We start from the raw sequence: 17113 nt of genomic DNA on the forward strand, positions 1-17113 counted from the left end.
ATGTCCACATCGTGGTCCCTGGGGGCGGGCTGACGGGCCATCACTTGGCACGCCCGGGCCGGGCGATACCTGTTCAACGGCCGGGCCCTGGCCACCGTGTTCCGCGCCAAATTCCTCACCCGGATGCGCGAGCAAGGCTTTACCTTGCCGGAATCGATTCCCGGGCACTGGGTCGCCCAGTGCGAGCAGGTCGGCCGTGGCGACCAGGCGCTGACCTATCTGGCCCGCTATCTGTATCGCGGTGTACTGCGGGAGCAAACATCGTGGATTACGACGGTGAGCAAGTCACCTTCCGCTACCAGGACAGTCAGACCCGGCGCTGGCAGACCCTGACCGAACCGGCGAGCCGGTTCCTCTGGCGGGTTCTGCAGCACGTCCTGCCCAAGGGGCTGCGACGGGTGCGGGAATACGGGTTCCTGCACGGCGGTGCCCGCAAAACCTTACACCGGTTGCAGTGGCTCTTGCGGGTCGCGCTACCCGGGATCGTCACCCAACCCCGGAAACAACGCATTTGCCCCTGCTGTGGCGAGCCCATGGGCATCACGCTTTGGCGGCGCCCCTGCCGGTGGCCCGTGCCGACAACCCGGCGACGATGTCTGGCATAGGCCTACATCCGTCCGACATGCACCTCACAGGGAGGGATCAGAGCACCCTATGACACCACCACCAGGACAGATCGGCTATCGGTTCCACCGAGGGTCACGGGAACCTCTGGCCTGACGGAAATGACCGCCCAATGCCAGGGCCAAAGCACCTCTCAGTTCGCCGACGATATTTCCTTAATAGAGAAGCACCGGGCTCGTCCAACACCGGATCAGGTCGCGGCTGCGCGCGACCTATCCTTATTTGTTGGGCGACAACGGCACGGGGCCTGGATGAAAGTTTTGCAGCTGCGCCGGAAACATAGTCGCCACTAATCCAGAAGCCTCTCAGGTGCATCCATGTCCTCGTGCAACACACGAACAATAAGCACCTCCGATTCAAGCACTTGATAAAAAACAGCGTGATGCTCGACCTGCAACCTGCGATACCCATGAAGAACATGGGCGTAGTTCGCGCCTAGTGACGGATGATTAATCAGCTGCTGCATTCCTGTTTCCAGTTGATCTAGGTATTTATCCGCCTGATCAACACCCCATTCTTCGCAGGTGTACACCCAAATTCCGATAAGGTCTGATTCCGCCTTCGGCGTGATGCTCAGATTGAACACTAATCAGCCGCCTTCATGCGCTTACGGCCACCAGCCTTGATAGCCGATATGTCAAGCGGCTTAGGCGTTCCGCTTGATTCACCCTCAAACAGAGCCTGCCGCAGCGTGGCAAGACGTATCTGGGCTTGCTGGTCTCGCCGGATGAGATAGCGTATATACTCACTATCATTGCCGAAGTGACCGCTTTCAATCTGGCCTTTCACCCAACCGTCTTGTTGCTCAGTCAGCGTAATAGTTTTCCGGTGCATGCTCATAGCTGGTACTCCAAATACAGGTAAGGTATGACAATATCATACCTCCCGCTTGCACCCAATCAATGCGCCACTTCTTGGCGCCCAACGCTGAGCACAGCGGCGGCACGTCGGTGACGTCCGGCGGCCGTAAGCCGCGTACTGCTGCGATTTGTTAGCTGGGTGTAACTGACAGCCCAGATCCTGGCACTCAAAATGATAGCCTATTCCGCTGTTGCCCTTATGCCAAGATCCCCAGATGCGCAGTGTCAAAAACACTGCAACCGATGCGGCGAATGAACCAGAACGCCAGATTAGCAGACCAACAACTTGCTTACGCCGGACAGCCCCACAAACAGAACGCCCAATTTTCTGTCGCCACTTTTTAACCGCTGTGCTGCCAACTGACCACCGATTTCGACGGCCTTGGCAAACACCGAAACTCGCCGGTTTGCTGCCAAACCTGAACCAAGGCCACTGATACCGAGCCACCAAAAAGGAACCACATCAATCCAGCTAACGCTGAGCACAGCGGCGGCACGTCAGTGACGTCCGGCGGCCGTAGGCCGCGTACTGCTGCGATTTGTTAGCTGGGTGTAACTGACAGCCCAGCCCCTGGCACTCAAAGTGATAGCCTACTCCGCCGCTGCCCTTCCACCAAAATCCGCCGATGCACAGTGTCCTAAAACACCGCAGCCGATGCGGCGAACGAACCTGAACGCCAGATTACCAGGCGCAGACCTAAGTTTGCGTGGACGGCCCCACACGGCGAGCACCAAATTTTATGGCAATGCCGGTGAACGATTGAGCTGCCAAACTGATCACCGACTTAGACGGCCTTGGCGTAGCTGAAAGTTACCGGTTTTGCTACGAACCTGAGCCAAGGCCACTGGCACCAAGCCACCAAAAAGGCACCACATCAATCCAGCTAACGCTTGCAGCATGCGCGCCTACGAAATGGAGCCGAAGGCGCAATGTAGTAGGCGTCGCCGTGCCTGCACTTGTTATGGGGTGTCACTTGGGCAGCGACTTCCATGGGTAAATTTCCTTACCCTGTGGCCCAGTTTTCCAATCCTTATACTGCGAAATCATGCACCGTCCGCACGGCCTGTAATCGGCCCCAATAGCATCTTGCTCATTCGCAAAAAAGACACGGTGTTGTGCATAGCCTTTTGCAAGTGGCCCATTTGCTGCTGAGCAATCTAAGCGGCCGTATATTCTGGCTTTGGAGTTACCACCCAGAGTGCCGGGCGTATTACTGATGACTGTAGTTCCATCTGCTGACAGCAACTTATAAGTTTTCACGAATACTCCCATACCCATAACGCTTGGACTCACTGGAGAGCGAGCGAATCCGGTGAAGCCCATTGTTATGTGCAGCTTTTTGATGTGAAACGGACATTGATTATTACGACAGAGACACTTGTTGATTTTGGTAATGATATAGTACCCACTTGACTACTAATTCAACTCTATCAGTGTCTGTTGATGAAATTCTTGTAGCCTCTTCTTCTGGAGCACCAACACCAAGAGCTAAAGTTGCACTATAGGCGGTTGCTATTTCTTGTGGACTGAATGATAGAGGACTTTCCTGTTTCAGTGCTGCCGCATCTAGCAAGTAGAATGCTGTAGCAATATGAGCCGGTTTTATATCCTTTATGCCGTTTTCTAAAAATTTGGACTCTATAAAACCACTTTTGGCTACCGCTAATTTATACTTCTCAACAGCATTCAGAATACTGTCTCTGTCTTGGTGCTCAGACATGAGCATACCGGCAAGGTTTATAGCCCTGCCAGCATCAAACATTTCATCCTGAATTTCGCTTGACATGGTTATACCAAATTCTTCGTGCCAATCTATATAACGTTTAGAGGTTTGATCGGAGTTATTCGAAGACTCCATGGACTTCTGAATTTCATATGCGTTTTCTAATGCTTCTAAACTTGTAGCGATACCATCCATATTTCTATCCATTCGAAAACTTAACAGAAAGCTTAAAAAGTAACCCCCAAACTCATCTGCTTTAGCATTGTAGTTCGCCGTTGTTCCGCTAGATTGAGTCTTTGCACCAAATTTTCTTTCAAGCCGACCCGCGACGAATTTCACTTTTTCACTACTGCTGTTTTTTGCACCACTGACTTGTTCAGCTATAACATCGGCAATATCATTTGCACTTAAGCCATGCTCATCAATGAGTTGAAGCAAAGCATCATTAATTCTTTCTTCTTCTGGGGACATGTTGCTATTTCCTATTAGTTTACTTGGCACTCATCAAAGCTAATCCAGCGACTAAAAATCCAAGGGCAATCAAAGCCGCATGACCTGAACCTGCAAACCAGAATCCCAGCCAGCCAAAAACTGACACCCCGACAAAAATAAGTCCAAGTAGCTTCATTTTATTTCCTATCGTTAAACTTCGTGGTTTGAAAAAGCTTGCAAAGATGCTCCTAAAGCACATAACGCTCGCAGCATGCGCGCCCTTGGAATGGAGCCGAAGGCGCAATGTAAAGGGCGTCGCCGTGCCTGCGCTGGTTAGCGCTCTTGCAGACGCGTCCGCCAATAACCTGGCCGAAGCGAATGGTGCGCGAGAGCGAACACAATGATGCCACCGGCGGTTGGCTGATAAACGACCGAGAATGGGAAGTCCTTGAGAAAAACCCGCCGAGTATTCTTGGGCGCGGGCGAACCAGCGAGCGGAAACGCAAGAGCTCTACTTGTTGCCTCTTCAACTGCTGTCGTAAAACGTGCGCCAAGACCTGGCTCTTCCTCATTGTAATAAACGACTTCAGCCAAGAATTCACGTCGTGCTGCAGCAACGAACCTGACGCGTCTCACCGCGACAAGTAGTACGCTTCTGCAAAAACGTCCTCTGCTGCGTAGGTCGGCATATCGCCACGATCGAATGCGGCTACGCGATCTTCGATCTCTTGGGCCCAAGCCAATTCTATATCGGAACGTGACAACTGAAGTGACTCGAGCAACGACTCTGCAAGCCTAGCACGTTCTTCAACCGTCAAATTCCGGGCCTGCCGCTCAATTTCTGTGAATGAAGCCACCATACTTTACCTCCGTATTCCCATCTTCATTGTACCGCCGGTTCCGTCCGGTGTCTTGGAGCGCTAACAGCGTATTGGACAGCGCCCTTCATGATTGAATCATCTGACATCTTCGTTTTCACCCATCACGATCACGCAGTTTCCAGGCAACTTACTCATAAAACTAGTCCAAAAACAGCAGATTACCAGCCTAACATCGTCAAATTGTGTAATATCACAACGCAATAACGAAGCTGCCACGCGATTACCAAAAGTACTCGGCCACCATACAAAAAAAAGGCCCGAAGCAAAACCCCGGGCCTTTTTTATCACTTCATCAATCTACCTGCTCACCCACACTTACTATCGCCACAATTCAAACAAGTCGCACAGCCATCCATCACAATCACTGCTTTGGTGCTGCACTTGCCACAGGTGGTGGCGTTGGGTGGAAAGTCACCGGACGTGTCGTCGTTGGTGGCTTTGCTCTGATTGGCTTCAAAATCAGCCCGCTTTTCAGCCAGTATGCGTTTGGTGTTGTCGCTCATTTCTTCGCTTTCCAGCAGGCCAACGGCCTTCAGGTGCTTTTCAATCACGGCGCCAATTTCGGCGACCAGTGAGGGCATGAACACGCCGCCTTTTTTGAAGTAGCCGCCGTTGGGGTCGTATACCGAGCGCAGTTCTTCCACCAGGAAGGTCAGGTCGCCGCCTTTGCGGAATACCGCAGAGATGACGCGGGTAAGGGCGATAACCCACTGGAAGTGTTCCATCGACTTGGAGTTGATGAACACTTCGTAGGGCTGGCGGCTTTCGTGGTCGGTGTCTGCGTTCAGCAGAATGTCATTAATCGTAATGTACATTGCGTGCTCCGCCACCGGCGGTTTGATTTTGTAGGTGGTGCCCAACAAAAACTCTGGCCGCTCGATGTATTCGTTCATCTTTACGAGCGTGCTTTCTACAGTCGGCGCGGGCTGGTTGTTTTCGTCGGCTTTGGTTACCCGATAACCGACGATTTTGTTGCTAATTTTTACTGGCATGTCTGTATTCCTGTGTCGGTTCTCGGATCAATACTTTCCGTAAGTGCCTTCTTTCAAAGCATCAAACAGGTTGGCGGCGGAGTGAATTTCGCCGTCGTAATCGACCTGTTCGTTACCTTTCAGTTTTACTTTGGTGCCGTCGTCCAGGGTGAATTCGTAGACGGTGTTTTCCAAATCGGATTCTTTAACCAGTACGCCCTGGAAAGCTTCTGCGTTGAAGCGGAAGGTGGTGCAACCTTTCAGGCCTTTGTCGAAGGCGTACAGGTAAATGTCTTTGAAGTTCTTGTAGGGGAAGTCGGTCGGCACGTTGGCGGTTTTGGAGATAGACGAATCTATCCACAACTGGGCTGCGGCCTGGATGTCTACGTGCTGGGCCGGGGTTACGTCATCTGAGGTGGTGAAGTAATCCGGCAGTTTTTTATCAGCGTCGTCCGAGAACGGCATGGCACCCGGGTTGCTCAGGTGGCGGTAGGCCAGCAACTCGAAGGAGAACACGTCGACTTTCTCTTTGGTTTTACGGCCTTCGCGAATGATGTTGCGGGCGTAATGGTGCGAGAAGCTTGGCTCTATGCCGTTACTGGCGTTGTTGGCCAGTGACAAGCTGATAGTGCCGGTAGGCGCGATGGAGGTGTGGTGGGTAAAGCGGCCACCTTTTTCGGCCAGTTGTGCCACCAGCTCCGGTTCTACTTCAGCGATGCGCTGCATGTAGCGGCTGTATTTGGCGTGCAGCACGCGGCCTTTGAGCTTGTCGCCCAGGTTGTAGCCGTCGGCTGTCAGCTGCGGGCATTTGCCCAGTAATTTCGGGGTAATTTCGAACTCGTCGTCCATGATCGGCGCCGCGCCTTTTTCTTTGCCCAGGGCCAGGGACTGGCGCCAGCCTTCTACAGCCATTTCACGTACGACGTCTTCGGTGAACACCACAGATTCTTCAGAACCGTAGGGCATACGCAGCATGGCGAGGGTAGAACCCAGGCCCAGAATGCCCATGCCGTGGCGGCGCTTGTAGGTAATTTCGTGGCGTTGCTGTGCCAGCGGCAGGCCGTTGATTTCGACAACGTTGTCTAGCATACGGGTGAAGATGCCGACGACTTTTTTGTACTTTTCATAGTTGAAGCTGGCTTTGTCGGTGAACGGGTCGTCCACGAACATGGTCAGGTTTACCGAGCCCAGCAGGCAGCTGCCGTAAGGGGGCAGGGGCTGTTCGCCGCAGTTGTGGGCGTGAAAACCGTTGGCATCGAAGGTATTGATACCGGGAACCTGCACGTCGTAAACGGCTTCGACAGACGCTGTTTCTATAGCAGTAACGCGGGCTACGAAGCGCTCACGATTCATTTGCCGCTTGTAGCTGGATAGTGACGTTTCAAGCTGACTCTGTTTGTCGGTGTCGGCAAAACCCACTTCATCAGCAAAGCGGCGAAGGTTCTCTCCGCTTATGATCAGTTCGTGCTGGGGCTGGGTGGGGTAAGCCTGTTGTCCGCCTTTGCCGTTCGGCAGGGTAGCGGTTGAGGCGGCGCGCCGGTCTTCGTAAATGCTGGCAACGATGCCAAGGCGTAACAGCATGCGCTGGGTTGCCTTCAATCTTTGCAGGTCAGACTGTGCCAGGCGGACACTCACGCCTTTTTGCTGGGTGCCCTGTACAGAACCGTCGGCGTCGAAAAAGCCCCGCAGGAAGCCGCGATAAGCCGCTGAAGATGCTTTTTCAAGACTTGCGGTAATAATCTTATTACCCGGGCTCATGCCCACGTCGTGTGCAAGCTGTTTCAGGGCAGCGGTGCTCATGCGGTATTCGTTACGGCCGCTGACTTGCTGCCAGCCGTTAAAATCGGCACGGTGGGGCAGGCTGCGTAGGGCTGTTTCAGCCGCCTGCATGATGGCGCTGTGGCCGGTGGCTGCCGGGCCGCCGTTAACGGCGATGGCGGGTTGCCATACCGACAGAACGGCTTTGTCTTGCTTTAGGGTGCCGTCACCGACCAGCAAGCCCAGTAAATAGCCCTGGTCTTCATTCAGGGTGCCTTCCCAGTCGGCCAGCTTACGCTGATCTTGAAGGAGTACGCGGTCGCCCTGTTGTAGTTCACCAGCGGCACACCATTCGGTTTCTGTGCGATAGCGGGTGAAAGCACTCACGCGGCGCACACGGTGATCAGCTGTCAGCTTGAGTTCGTAGCCTTCTGCAGTTTTCAGCACCATCGTTTCTTTGTCGGCGGTTTTGAAGAAGCCTTCGGCGCCGGATTCGTGGGCCTGACCGTCCACCATGGCGGTGAAGGGCTTGCCAATCAACTCGCTGACCTGGCGGGGGCCTTGGCTGGTCTGAACCCAGGTGTCACTGGTCACGCACGGGTTGGTGGCACGAATGTCTTCGCAGAACCAGTTGTTGTTCATCTGGTTTACTTTGTCGATCAGGATGAAACCTGGCTCGGCGTAGTCGTAGGTGGAGGTCATGATGGTGTCCCAGATGAACTGGGCTTTCAGGGTGCGGTAAATGCGGCAGGCTACTTTGCCTTCGGCGTTCATCACGTAGTCTTTTACGACCGGGAAGTCACGGTATACAAACTTGGCTGTGTCGGTCAGGTCCAGGTCTTCTTCTTCTACTTCTTTATCGGTCACCGGGAAGGACAGGCTCCAGTCGGCGTTGTCACGTACGGCGTTGATGAAGTCTTCGGTGATCAGCAGCGACAGGTTGAACTGGCGCAGGCGGCCATCTTCACGCTTGGCCTGGATGAAGTCGATGATGTCTGGGTGGTGAATGTCAAACGTAGCCATTTGAGCGCCGCGGCGGCCACCGGCTGATGACACGGTGAAGCACATACGGTCGAAGATATCCATGAACGACAGCGGGCCGGATGTGGTGGCACCGGCGCCGGCGACGTAGGCACCGCGGGGGCGCAGGGTAGAGAATTCATAACCGATACCACAGCCGGCTTTAAGCGTTAGGCCTGCTTCGTGGTTTTTCCCCAGAATGTCGTTCATGGAGTCGTTAATGTTGCCACTAACGGTGCAGTTAATAGTAGAGGTGGCAGGTTTGTGAGACTGTGCGCCCGCGTTGGAAATAATGCGGCCGGCAGGAATGGCGCCGTGTTTCAGGGCCCAGGCGAAGTCTTTGTAGTGTTTGGCGCGCAGGTCTTTGTTTTCGACTTCTGACAGGGCCTGGGCTACGCGCTCGTAGGTGGCCAGAATGTCTTTGTCGACGGCGTCGCCGGTTTTGGTTTTCAGCTGGTACTTGCTGTTCCAGATGTCGAGTGATGCATCTTGCATCGGAATGGTTGTGACTAATGCCTGTGCTTTAGCGTTCATTGCCGCCCTCGAACTGTGTGTGTCGGGAAAAAAAGCGTCGCCGTGTGGGGTGCGCCATGTCATTACTTTATCAGTGCTTTCGCCAGACGCTTGTGCTCAGCGCCGGGCTGGAAACGTGTGTCTACCTACGACTGTTTTTCTACAACAGATTGCTGCGTCGTCCTACATATAGGTCAGATCGACCCTAAGTATAACAGGATGTAGTGTTTTTAAAAGAAAAGCCCGGCTATGGCCCGGGCTAATTTGAAGGTTAAAATCAATGGAAAAGCACTTGCAAAGTCGCAACAAACTGAAAACCGAAGGGCTTCAATACGTTGGGGGCGGCTGTGTGTTTTCAGGTTAGCGCGGTGTAACGGGGGGTTAGCTCAGCAGCAGGCTGTCGTCGTCTATGGTCAGGCCGCGTTGTTGTTCAAACAGGTTGAGTAGGTCTTTTACTTCTAACCCTTCGCGGTCTTTGCCGGCAATGTCGAACACCACTTCGCCCTGGTGCAGCATCACGGTGCGGGTGCCTACTTCCAGCGCCTGCTTCATGCTGTGGGTGACCATCAGGGCGGTGAGTTTCTGTTCAGCGATAATATTCTGGGTCAGTTCCAGCACGAAAGACGCGGTTTTTGGGTCCAGCGCAGCGGTGTGTTCGTCTAGCAGCAGAATGCTGGACGGTGTCAGGCTTGCCATCAACAGGCTAACGGCTTGGCGCTGGCCGCCAGAGAGAAGGCCCATTTTATCGGTCAGGCGATTTTCCAGGCCCAAACCCAGAGTGGCCAGACTGGAGCGAAAGCGTTCCAGATACTGTTTTTTCACCGCAGTGCCCAGGCCGCGGCGTTTGCCGCGTTTGATGGCCAGGGCCAGGTTTTCTTCAATCGACAGGCCTTCACAGGTACCTGCAAGCGGGTCTTGAAATACCCGCGCTACGCGACCGGTACGCTTGTGGGTGGGCAGCTTGGTGACGTCGATGTTATCGACAAGAATTTTGCCACTGTCGACCAGTACTTCGCCGGCCAGAGCGTTCAGAAATGTCGATTTTCCGGCGCCGTTACTGCCAATGACGGTGACAAATTCGCCCTGGTTGACGGTCAGGCTCATGCCACGTAGAGCCGGGTTTTCCAAGGGGGTGCCTTCGCCGAAGGTCAGCCGGAGGTCTGTTGCGGTAATCATGGTGCCTCCTCAGGCCTTTCTGCGTTTGAATTTGTTCATCAGTGACACGCGGGCACCGGGCAGAACAATGGCCAGGGTGACCAGAACGGCGGTAATCAGGTTCAGGTCTTGCGCTTTCAGGCCGAGTGCATCGGCATTCAGTGCGAAGGCGATGGCCAGGCGGTAAATGATGGCGCCGACCACGCAGGCCAGCAACGCACGAAATACGCTGGTGGGCGTAATAACCGCTTCACCGCCAATCAGCGATGCCAGACCGATCACAATAACGCCTACGCCCATGGTGACGTCGGCTGCGCCCTGGCTTTGGGCGAACAGTGCGCCGGCCAGGCCCACCAGGCCGTTGGATACGGCCACACCCAGAATAATCATGCCGCCAGTCGCGATGCCCTGGGCCCTGGCCATACGAGCGTTAGCACCGGTGGCGCGCATGGCCAGCCCGATTTCAGATTTCATGAAACGCCAAAGTAGAAACAGCGAAACACCGATAACGAAGGTGAACAGCAACACCGATACCTGATGATATTCAAGCCCCAAGTTGTACCAGGGGGTCAGCACGGTGTCTTCCATCAACAGTGCCACGTTGGGGCGGCCCATAATGCGCAGATTTATGGAATAGAGCGCAATCATGGTCAGAATAGACGCCAACAGGTTCAGGATTTTCAGCTTTACGTTAAGCAGGGCGGTTACGGCACCGGCGGCCATGCCGGCCAGTATCGCGGCACCGGTTGCCAGCCAAGGGTTCCAGCCGGCAATAATCAGCATGGCGGCCACGGCAGCGCCGAGGGGGAAGCTGCCGTCTACGGTTAAGTCGGGGAAGTCTAGAACACGGAATGACAGGTAGATTCCGAAGGCAACCAGGCCGTATATCAGGCCGGTTTCTAATGCGCCGTAAAAGGCAATGTTACTGAGCATGGATAAGGTTCGCTGTAAAAGAAAACGGACAGGTCGGCTTGGTTACCGCCTGCCCGTGTAAGTCAGGCTTTACTTGGCGTTGGAAACCACTTCTTTGGCTTCCGCAATAATGTCATCGGCAATGGTCATGCCCATGCGTGCGGCGGCTTCAGGATTAACAAACAGGTCTAGAGTGTCCATGGTTTCTACCGGCATATCGGCGGTGTTAGCACCTTCCAGAATGCGTACGACCATGGCACCGGTCTGGCGGCCGTGATTGTAATAATTGAAGCCCAGCGCAGCAACTGCTCCGCGGGAAACCGTGGCGGTGTCGGCGGCAAATACCGGAATTTTTGAGCGTTCACCCACAGAAATCACGGCTTCTGCTGCGCTGATGACGGTGTTATCCGTGGTCAGGTAGATGGCATCTACTTTGCCCACCAGCGAACGGGATGCGCCCAGCACTTCGGAGGTTTTGGTAGCAGCGGCTTTTACCAGCACCATGTCGCGGGCTTTCATGCTTTTTTCAATCATGTCTACCAAGGCCACGGCGTTGGCTTCACCCGGGTTGTAAACCGTGCCGATACGCTTGGCGTTTGGTACCAGGCGCTGCAGCAAATCCAGATGCTTCTCGATGGGCAGCATGTCCGATACGCCGGTGATGTTGGCGCCGGGTGCATCCAGTGATATCACCAGCTTGGCGCCAACCGGATCGGTTACCGCGGAAAATACAACCGGAATGTTGCGGGCTGCGGCCGCAACGGTTTGCGCAGACGGCGTGGCGATGGCGACGATAACAGCCGGGCTTTCACCTATAAACTTACGCGCAATCTGGGCGGCAATGCCGGTGTTGCCCTGAGCGCTTTCGTGGATGATGCGAATGTTGTCGCCGTCTACATAGCCACGCTCTGCCAGTTCATCTTTTATGCCTTCATAGACCGAGTCCAGAGCGGGGTGTTCTACAATCTGAGTAATAGCAACAACAGGGAGTTCTGCGGCCTGAATAAAACTGGCAGCGGCAAGCACGGATGCACCAATCAGGGTGCGCAACATTCTCTTGGCCATACAACCATCTCCGAGTCGGTCAACTGATTTTATGTGGGTTATTTTTGCTGTGCATGCGCAAGGTGCGGAAGTTTACCACAGGATTTGCGCTTGCGGGGTAAGGAGCCCAGCGCGATTTTGCATCGGTCTGGCGGGCGTTACAAGGCCGGCAGGCGATTGCGGATATTGATAGCATTTTATGTTTGGCTGACATATTTCAAGACATCATACGTTGGTGTAATGTGTCATCGTGATATACAGACCAATAAGCACTTACTGCCAAGGTTTAAACGGCTGTTTTTCAATCGGACTGAATGAGCAGGGTATCAAATGAAAACAACGAATAAGCTGCCTCTCGACTTGATTTACCATTGGGAGTCTACCATCGGGGACTCCTTATACCTGACCCAGCCGATAGGAAAAGGCCAGGTTGACGAGTTTACCTGGCGCCGTGCAGCCGACGAGGCCCGGCGCATGGCTGCGTATCTGAAATCGCTGGATCTGCCCGCTGGCAGCAGTATTGGGCTGATTTCGAAAAATTGTGCCCACTGGGTGATGGCAGACTGGGCAATCTGGATGTCGGGCCATGTGTCTGTGCCCATTTACCCGACGCTGAACGCGACCACGGTTGCCTACATCCTTGAACACTCCGAGTGCAAGGCCCTGTTCGTTGGCAAGCTGGACGACTGGGACATGATGAAACCCGGTGTGCCAGAAACCATGCACTGCATTTCGTTTCCTTCCAGCCCGCCCACGGACTTTGTGACCTGGAACGACATTATTCGCGACACGGCGCCGATGGAAGGCGAGGTGAAGCGCGAAGCCGGTGAATTGGCCACGGTGGTGTATACGTCTGGCAGCACCGGCCAGCCCAAAGGCGTTATGTTGAGCTTTGCTAACTTGGCATTTGCTGCTGAAGGTGCTACTCAAACTCTGGGGCTTTCACCCAACGAGCGCATGCTGTCGTATTTGCCGCTGGCACACGTGTTTGAACGCGCTTTTGTGGAGTTCGGCTCGCTGTATAACGGCTTTCAACTGTTCTTTGCGGAATCGCTGGATACCTTCGTGGCCGATGTGCAACGTGCGCAGCCCACGCTGTTTCTGTCTGTGCCCAGGTTGTGGGTGAAATTCCAGCACGGCGTATTGCAGAAACTGCCGCAGAAAAAACTCAACCTGTTGTTGAAAATTCCAATCGTTAACGGTGTCATCAAGAAAAAAATTCTCAATGGCCTGGGGCTTGGCAAGGTGAAATTGGCGGGCAGCGGGTCTGCACCGCTTTCTAATGATGTGCTGAGCTGGTATCGCAGCCTTGGGCTGGAATTGCTGGAAGGTTATGGCATGTCCGAGAACGTGGCCTATTCCCACATGAACAAACCGGGACGCTCGCGAATCGGTTATGTTGGCGAGGCCTTGCCCGGGGTGGAAGTGCGCATCGGTGACAACGGTGAAGTTCTGGTAAAAAGCCCGGCCACTATGATGGGGTACTTCAAGGATGAAGAACGCACCCGCGAAACCATGAGCGAAGACGGCTTTTTGAAAACCGGTGATAAAGGCGAGATGGACGAGATGGGGCGCCTGAAGCTAACTGGCCGTACCAAAGAGATGTTCAAAACCAGCAAAGGCAAGTACATTGCCCCGGCGGCGTTGGAAAACCGACTGATGGCAAATCAAAGCATTGAGATGGTCTGTGTTTCCGGCGCCAATCAGACCAATCCGTTTGCACTGGTGCTGCTCAATGAAACTTTGCGGCCGCAGATGGCAGACCCGGCGGTGCGCAAAACCGTTGAAGCAGAGCTGAACACCCTGCGCGAGCAGGTAAACCGTGCGGTGGACCCGCATGAGAAACTGGCGTTCATTGCGGTGGTTACCGATGAGTGGTCGATCGAAAACAGTTTTCTAACGCCTACTCTTAAGCTCAAACGTAACGTGGTTGAAGCGGCTTACGAAAGCCAGGTTGAAGGCTGGTATGCCGAGCGCAAAGCGGTGGTTTGGCACTAAACACCCGTGATTCTGTGAAAAGCCCGGCAATGGCCGGGCTTTTCTGTAAAAAAACCAAAGTTTATTTGTGGGTATGCCGTTATAGGGATGTCCCTGTTTTTTTTCAGGACTATGTTTTCAGGAGCATGGCATGTCGCGCCTCGCGCAGTTTCAAAAGCGTATCAACCAGCAGATTCCATTAACCAAGGCCTTGGGCCTGAAATTGCTGGAATGGGACGGCACGGCATTGTTGTTGAGCGCTCCGCTTGCACCCAACAGTAATCACCAGGGTACGGGCTTTGGTGGCAGCCTCTACGGGGTTGGCGTATCGGCCGCCTGGAGCGTTGCTGAGCTGGCGCTGGCTGACCTTCAGTTGAAAGGCACAGTTGTGGTGCAAACGGGCACGATTGAATACAAGTCGCCGGTGGATGGGGATTTCTTTAGCGTGTGCCGGTTACCAGACGGCGAGATGCCAGACCACTTTCGGAAAAGTCTGGCTCGCCACGGCCGTGCGCGGTTGGAGCTAGCAGCCGAGATTTTTTGCGGTGCACCCACGCTGCAACCGCAGCAAGAGCCGGCGGCTATTTTTAGGGGGCGCTTTGTGGTCTCTGACGTGCGCTCGCGATCCCGTTAACGCGCTGCGCTGATTATGCGCTGAAAGCCTTTTAGAATAGAAAGGGCGTCAGTTCATGGCTCGCGAGTTGGAAATGGAGCGGCTCATCAGAATAATGGGGATAATGCCGGCTACCACGATAATCAGCGCCGGCAATGCGCTGTGGAACAGCTTTTCGTCAGATGCAAACTGGTACACGTAAGTGGCCAATGTTTCAAAGTTGAACGGCCGCAGAATCAGCGTGGCCGGCAACTCCTTCATGCAGTCTACAAACACCACCAGCGCTGCGGTTACCAGGGTGCCCCGCAACATGGGCAGGTGAACTTTCACCAGAGTTTTGCCCGGCGTATGCCCCAAAGAGCGTGAAGCCATGTCCATGCTTGGGGTGATTTTCTGCAGGGCGCTTTCCACGCTGCCGGCGGACACCGCCAAGAAACGCACGGTGTAGGCGAATATCAGTGCAAACGCTGACCCGCTGAGCAGCAGCCCGCTGCTGAAACCAAAGTAATCCCGCATCAGGCTGTCTAGCCAGTTATCAAATCCTGCCAATGGCACAATCACCCCCACCGCAAGCACTGCGCCGGGCATGGCGTAGCCCAGGCTCGACAGCCGCATAAGCACCTGCATGCCACGGGTGTTATGCAGCCGGCGGCTGTAGGCCAGGGTTACGCCAATAACCAGCGTGGTGAGCGCTGCAGCGCTAGACAGGAAAAGGCTGTTCAGGGTGTTTTGAATAAAATCCGGGTTCCAGCTTTCGCTGAAATATTCGATGGCGTAGGTGGCCAGAGTGGCGCCTGGAATGGCAAATCCCAAAAAAACCGGAATGCCACACACGGCCACACAGACCATCTGGCGTGGAAAGGACATGGTAAAGCGGCGGATGGGCTCGCGGTTGTCTCGGGCGGCAAACTGCTGCTGGCGGCGGCGGGAATAACGTTCGAGGGTGACCAGCACCAGCACAAATATCAACATAACGCTGGCAATCTGAGCGGCACCGCCAAGGTTGCCCAGGTTCATCCAGGTATCAAACAGGCCGGCCGTGAGGGTTTGTACAGCAAAGAAGTCGACGGTGCCGAAATCGTTGAGTGTTTCCATCATCACCAGTGACAAGCCAACGGCAATCGCCGGGCGGGCGATGGGCAGCACGATACGAAAAAACGTACTGATTGCGGAGTGGCCCAGGCTGCGACTAACCTCGAACAGCGATGGTGACTGCTCCAAAAATGCCGCGCGGGCCAGCAGGTACACATAAGGGTAGAGCACCAAACCGATCATCAGGATGGCGCCTTCCAGGCTGCGGATTTCGGGAAACCAGTAATCCGCTGCACTGGTCCAGCCAAACACAGCGCGCAGGGTGCTTTGTACAGGCCCGGCATAGTCCAACAGGCTGGTGTACACATACGCAATAACGTAAGCCGGCACCGCGAAGGGCAGTAGCATGGCCCACTCAAAATACTTGCGGCCGGGAAACTCGCACATGGTGACGGCCCAGGCGCTGGACAGGCCAATGCCCAAGGCAAGTATGCCTACGCCCAGCATCAGTTTAAGGGTAGTTACCAGGTAGCGCGGCAGGGTGGTGCTCATCAGGTGCGGCCAGATGTTCTCGTCTGGAAAAAATGCCAGGTAAATAACGGCAAGCACAGGTAGAGCGACAATGGCGGTAATCAGTGCTGCGGCAATCAGCCAGCGTTTAGATGTGCGCTTGATGTGCAGCGGTTGGGCCGGCGCAATGTTGGCGCCGGTGGCAGCTTCAGACATGAGAATCCTTCTGATTCAGCCCGACACAGAGGCTGAAATGCAATGAACCATTGATGAAGACTGGTTCAAGATGATGATGAAAAGGATTCCGATTTTAGACAGCTGGGGGCTGGCCTGCAAGCAAGCCGGCGGCAGGAAGTCGCTGCCGCCGGCTGTTTTTCGATCAAACGGACTTATTCGCCGTCAAAATCTACGCGGTCGACCAGTTTTACAGCGGCGTTGCGATTGTCAGCAATTTCCTGCAATGAAATGGAGTCTGGATGGATTTCGCCCCACTCGGCAACCATACCCACAGGCTTAACATTCGGGTTAGCCGGGTACTCTGCGTTCGCTTCGGCGTAAATGCGCTGGGCTTCTGCAGAAGACAGGAACTCCATTAATTTAATGGCGTTTTCTTTGTTCGGTGCGCTTTTGGTCAGTGCAATGCTGCTGATATTGATATGGGTGCCGCGGCCGTCGGCGTTGGGAAATACCAGACGCACAGCTTCGGCGGCTTCGCGTTCGTTTTCATCTTGGAGCATGTTGCCGTAGTAGTAGCTGTTACCAATGGCAACGTCACACACGCCGGCTGCAATGGCCTTAATCTGATCGCGATCGCCGCCTTGGGGTTTGCGTGCCAGATTGTCTTTTACGCCTGCCAGCCACTTTTCGGTGTCTGCTTCACCGTGGTGAGCAATCATCGATGAGATCAGTGCAACGTTATAAGGGTGTTTGCCGCTGCGGGTACAAATGCGATTGTCCCACTTGCTGTCTGCCAGGTCTTCGTAGGTGGTGATTGCGCCTTCTTCAACGCGGTCTTTGGAGGTGTAGATCAAACGGCCACGGGTTGTCAGTGCGAACCACTGACCATCTGGGTGGCGCAGGTTTCCGG

At 54.5% G+C, this 17113-nt stretch carries 16 protein-coding genes and 1 pseudogene; 3 read left to right on the forward strand and 14 right to left on the reverse strand.

The annotated features are described in order from the left end of the window. The first annotated feature begins 96 nt into the window (after positions 1-96). A pseudogene (locus MELB17_RS24235) lies at positions 97-605 on the forward strand (transposase). 308 nt (positions 606-913) lie between these two features. Here the strand turns inward: MELB17_RS24235 and MELB17_RS21735 are convergent. The 12 genes from MELB17_RS21735 to MELB17_RS21785 all read right to left on the reverse strand — a co-directional run bounded on the left by MELB17_RS21735 (position 914) and on the right by MELB17_RS21785 (position 11915). After that, positions 914-1210, reverse strand: coding sequence for a type II toxin-antitoxin system RelE/ParE family toxin (locus tag MELB17_RS21735; protein WP_007348101.1), 297 nt, complete (start codon positions 1208-1210; stop codon positions 914-916). Then, positions 1210-1464, reverse strand: coding sequence for a type II toxin-antitoxin system ParD family antitoxin (locus MELB17_RS21740; protein WP_007348100.1), 255 nt, complete (start codon positions 1462-1464; stop codon positions 1210-1212). The genes MELB17_RS21735 and MELB17_RS21740 overlap by 1 nt, the downstream gene beginning before the upstream one ends. Positions 1465-1754: 290 nt before the next feature. Then, entirely contained in the window at positions 1755-1970 is a 216-nt protein-coding gene (locus MELB17_RS25945; RefSeq protein ID WP_007348084.1) for a hypothetical protein, read from the reverse strand. A gap of 484 nt (positions 1971-2454) precedes the next feature. After that, positions 2455-2808 (reverse strand): Ada metal-binding domain-containing protein, encoded by a 354-nt coding sequence (locus tag MELB17_RS21750; RefSeq protein WP_198136540.1) that lies wholly within the window; start codon positions 2806-2808, stop codon positions 2455-2457. Between the two features lie 40 nt (positions 2809-2848). Further along, positions 2849-3679, reverse strand: a complete 831-nt coding sequence (locus MELB17_RS21755) for a hypothetical protein (RefSeq protein ID WP_007352509.1) — start codon at positions 3677-3679, stop codon at positions 2849-2851. 19 nt (positions 3680-3698) lie between these two features. Then, the gene (locus MELB17_RS24815; protein ID WP_157133382.1) at positions 3699-3836 is read right to left on the reverse strand and encodes a hypothetical protein; all 138 of its coding nucleotides are present in this window, start codon (positions 3834-3836) and stop codon (positions 3699-3701) included. A gap of 436 nt (positions 3837-4272) precedes the next feature. Next, on the reverse strand, positions 4273-4500 hold the full coding sequence (locus MELB17_RS21760) for an addiction module protein (protein ID WP_007348074.1): 228 nt from the start codon (positions 4498-4500) through the stop codon (positions 4273-4275). 326 nt (positions 4501-4826) lie between these two features. Then, complete coding sequence (locus MELB17_RS21765; RefSeq protein WP_007352510.1) at positions 4827-5513, reverse strand: hypothetical protein; 687 nt, start codon at positions 5511-5513, stop codon at positions 4827-4829. 27 nt (positions 5514-5540) lie between these two features. Then, positions 5541-8867 carry an LAGLIDADG family homing endonuclease gene (locus tag MELB17_RS21770; protein ID WP_319795895.1) on the reverse strand — a complete coding sequence of 1109 codons (3327 nt, stop codon included), beginning with the start codon at positions 8865-8867 and terminating at the stop codon, positions 5541-5543. A gap of 297 nt (positions 8868-9164) precedes the next feature. Then, positions 9165-9959 carry an ABC transporter ATP-binding protein gene (locus MELB17_RS21775; protein WP_007352512.1) on the reverse strand — a complete coding sequence of 265 codons (795 nt, stop codon included), beginning with the start codon at positions 9957-9959 and terminating at the stop codon, positions 9165-9167. Positions 9960-9968: 9 nt separating this feature from the next. Then, entirely contained in the window at positions 9969-10871 is a 903-nt protein-coding gene (locus MELB17_RS21780) for an ABC transporter permease (RefSeq protein WP_007352513.1), read from the reverse strand. A gap of 69 nt (positions 10872-10940) precedes the next feature. Next, positions 10941-11915 carry an ABC transporter substrate-binding protein gene (locus MELB17_RS21785; protein WP_007352514.1) on the reverse strand — a complete coding sequence of 325 codons (975 nt, stop codon included), beginning with the start codon at positions 11913-11915 and terminating at the stop codon, positions 10941-10943. Positions 11916-12224: 309 nt separating this feature from the next. Here MELB17_RS21785 and MELB17_RS21790 point away from each other — a divergent pair, with 309 nt between their 5' ends. Continuing rightward, positions 12225-13892, forward strand: coding sequence for an AMP-binding protein (locus tag MELB17_RS21790; RefSeq protein WP_007352515.1), 1668 nt, complete (start codon positions 12225-12227; stop codon positions 13890-13892). Between the two features lie 130 nt (positions 13893-14022). After that, positions 14023-14505, forward strand: coding sequence for a thioesterase domain-containing protein (locus tag MELB17_RS21795; protein WP_007352516.1), 483 nt, complete (start codon positions 14023-14025; stop codon positions 14503-14505). Between the two features lie 48 nt (positions 14506-14553). On the opposite strand, the gene MELB17_RS21800 is transcribed toward MELB17_RS21795, so the two are convergent. Continuing rightward, a complete protein-coding gene (locus tag MELB17_RS21800; protein WP_007352517.1) occupies positions 14554-16242 on the reverse strand; it encodes an ABC transporter permease in 1689 nt (562 codons plus the stop codon). 173 nt (positions 16243-16415) lie between these two features. After that, positions 16416-17113: extracellular solute-binding protein (locus MELB17_RS21805; RefSeq protein ID WP_007352518.1), on the reverse strand; the 698-nt coding region annotated here is incomplete at its 5' end.

The organism is Marinobacter sp. ELB17 (assembly GCF_000169375.1).
Taxonomy (GTDB): Bacteria; Pseudomonadota; Gammaproteobacteria; order Pseudomonadales; family Oleiphilaceae; genus Marinobacter.

What these genes read in the sequence shown, in the direction of transcription:
- MELB17_RS21740 (WP_007348100.1), bottom strand. Translation starts at nt 1,464, where the DNA reads ATGAGCATGCACCGGAAAACTATTACGCTGACTGAGCAACAAGACGGT.
- MELB17_RS21790 (WP_007352515.1), top strand. Translation starts at nt 12,225, where the DNA reads ATGAAAACAACGAATAAGCTGCCTCTCGACTTGATTTACCATTGGGAG.
- MELB17_RS21765 (WP_007352510.1), bottom strand. Translation starts at nt 5,513, where the DNA reads ATGCCAGTAAAAATTAGCAACAAAATCGTCGGTTATCGGGTAACCAAA.
- MELB17_RS21750 (WP_198136540.1), bottom strand. Translation starts at nt 2,808, where the DNA reads ATGGGCTTCACCGGATTCGCTCGCTCTCCAGTGAGTCCAAGCGTTATG.
- MELB17_RS24815 (WP_157133382.1), bottom strand. Translation starts at nt 3,836, where the DNA reads ATGAAGCTACTTGGACTTATTTTTGTCGGGGTGTCAGTTTTTGGCTGG.
- MELB17_RS21800 (WP_007352517.1), bottom strand. Translation starts at nt 16,242, where the DNA reads ATGTCTGAAGCTGCCACCGGCGCCAACATTGCGCCGGCCCAACCGCTG.
- MELB17_RS21785 (WP_007352514.1), bottom strand. Translation starts at nt 11,915, where the DNA reads ATGGCCAAGAGAATGTTGCGCACCCTGATTGGTGCATCCGTGCTTGCC.
- MELB17_RS21770 (WP_319795895.1), bottom strand. Translation starts at nt 8,867, where the DNA reads ATGACATGGCGCACCCCACACGGCGACGCTTTTTTTCCCGACACACAC.
- MELB17_RS21755 (WP_007352509.1), bottom strand. Translation starts at nt 3,679, where the DNA reads ATGTCCCCAGAAGAAGAAAGAATTAATGATGCTTTGCTTCAACTCATT.
- MELB17_RS21775 (WP_007352512.1), bottom strand. Translation starts at nt 9,959, where the DNA reads ATGATTACCGCAACAGACCTCCGGCTGACCTTCGGCGAAGGCACCCCC.
- MELB17_RS21780 (WP_007352513.1), bottom strand. Translation starts at nt 10,871, where the DNA reads ATGCTCAGTAACATTGCCTTTTACGGCGCATTAGAAACCGGCCTGATA.
- MELB17_RS21795 (WP_007352516.1), top strand. Translation starts at nt 14,023, where the DNA reads ATGTCGCGCCTCGCGCAGTTTCAAAAGCGTATCAACCAGCAGATTCCA.
- MELB17_RS21760 (WP_007348074.1), bottom strand. Translation starts at nt 4,500, where the DNA reads ATGGTGGCTTCATTCACAGAAATTGAGCGGCAGGCCCGGAATTTGACG.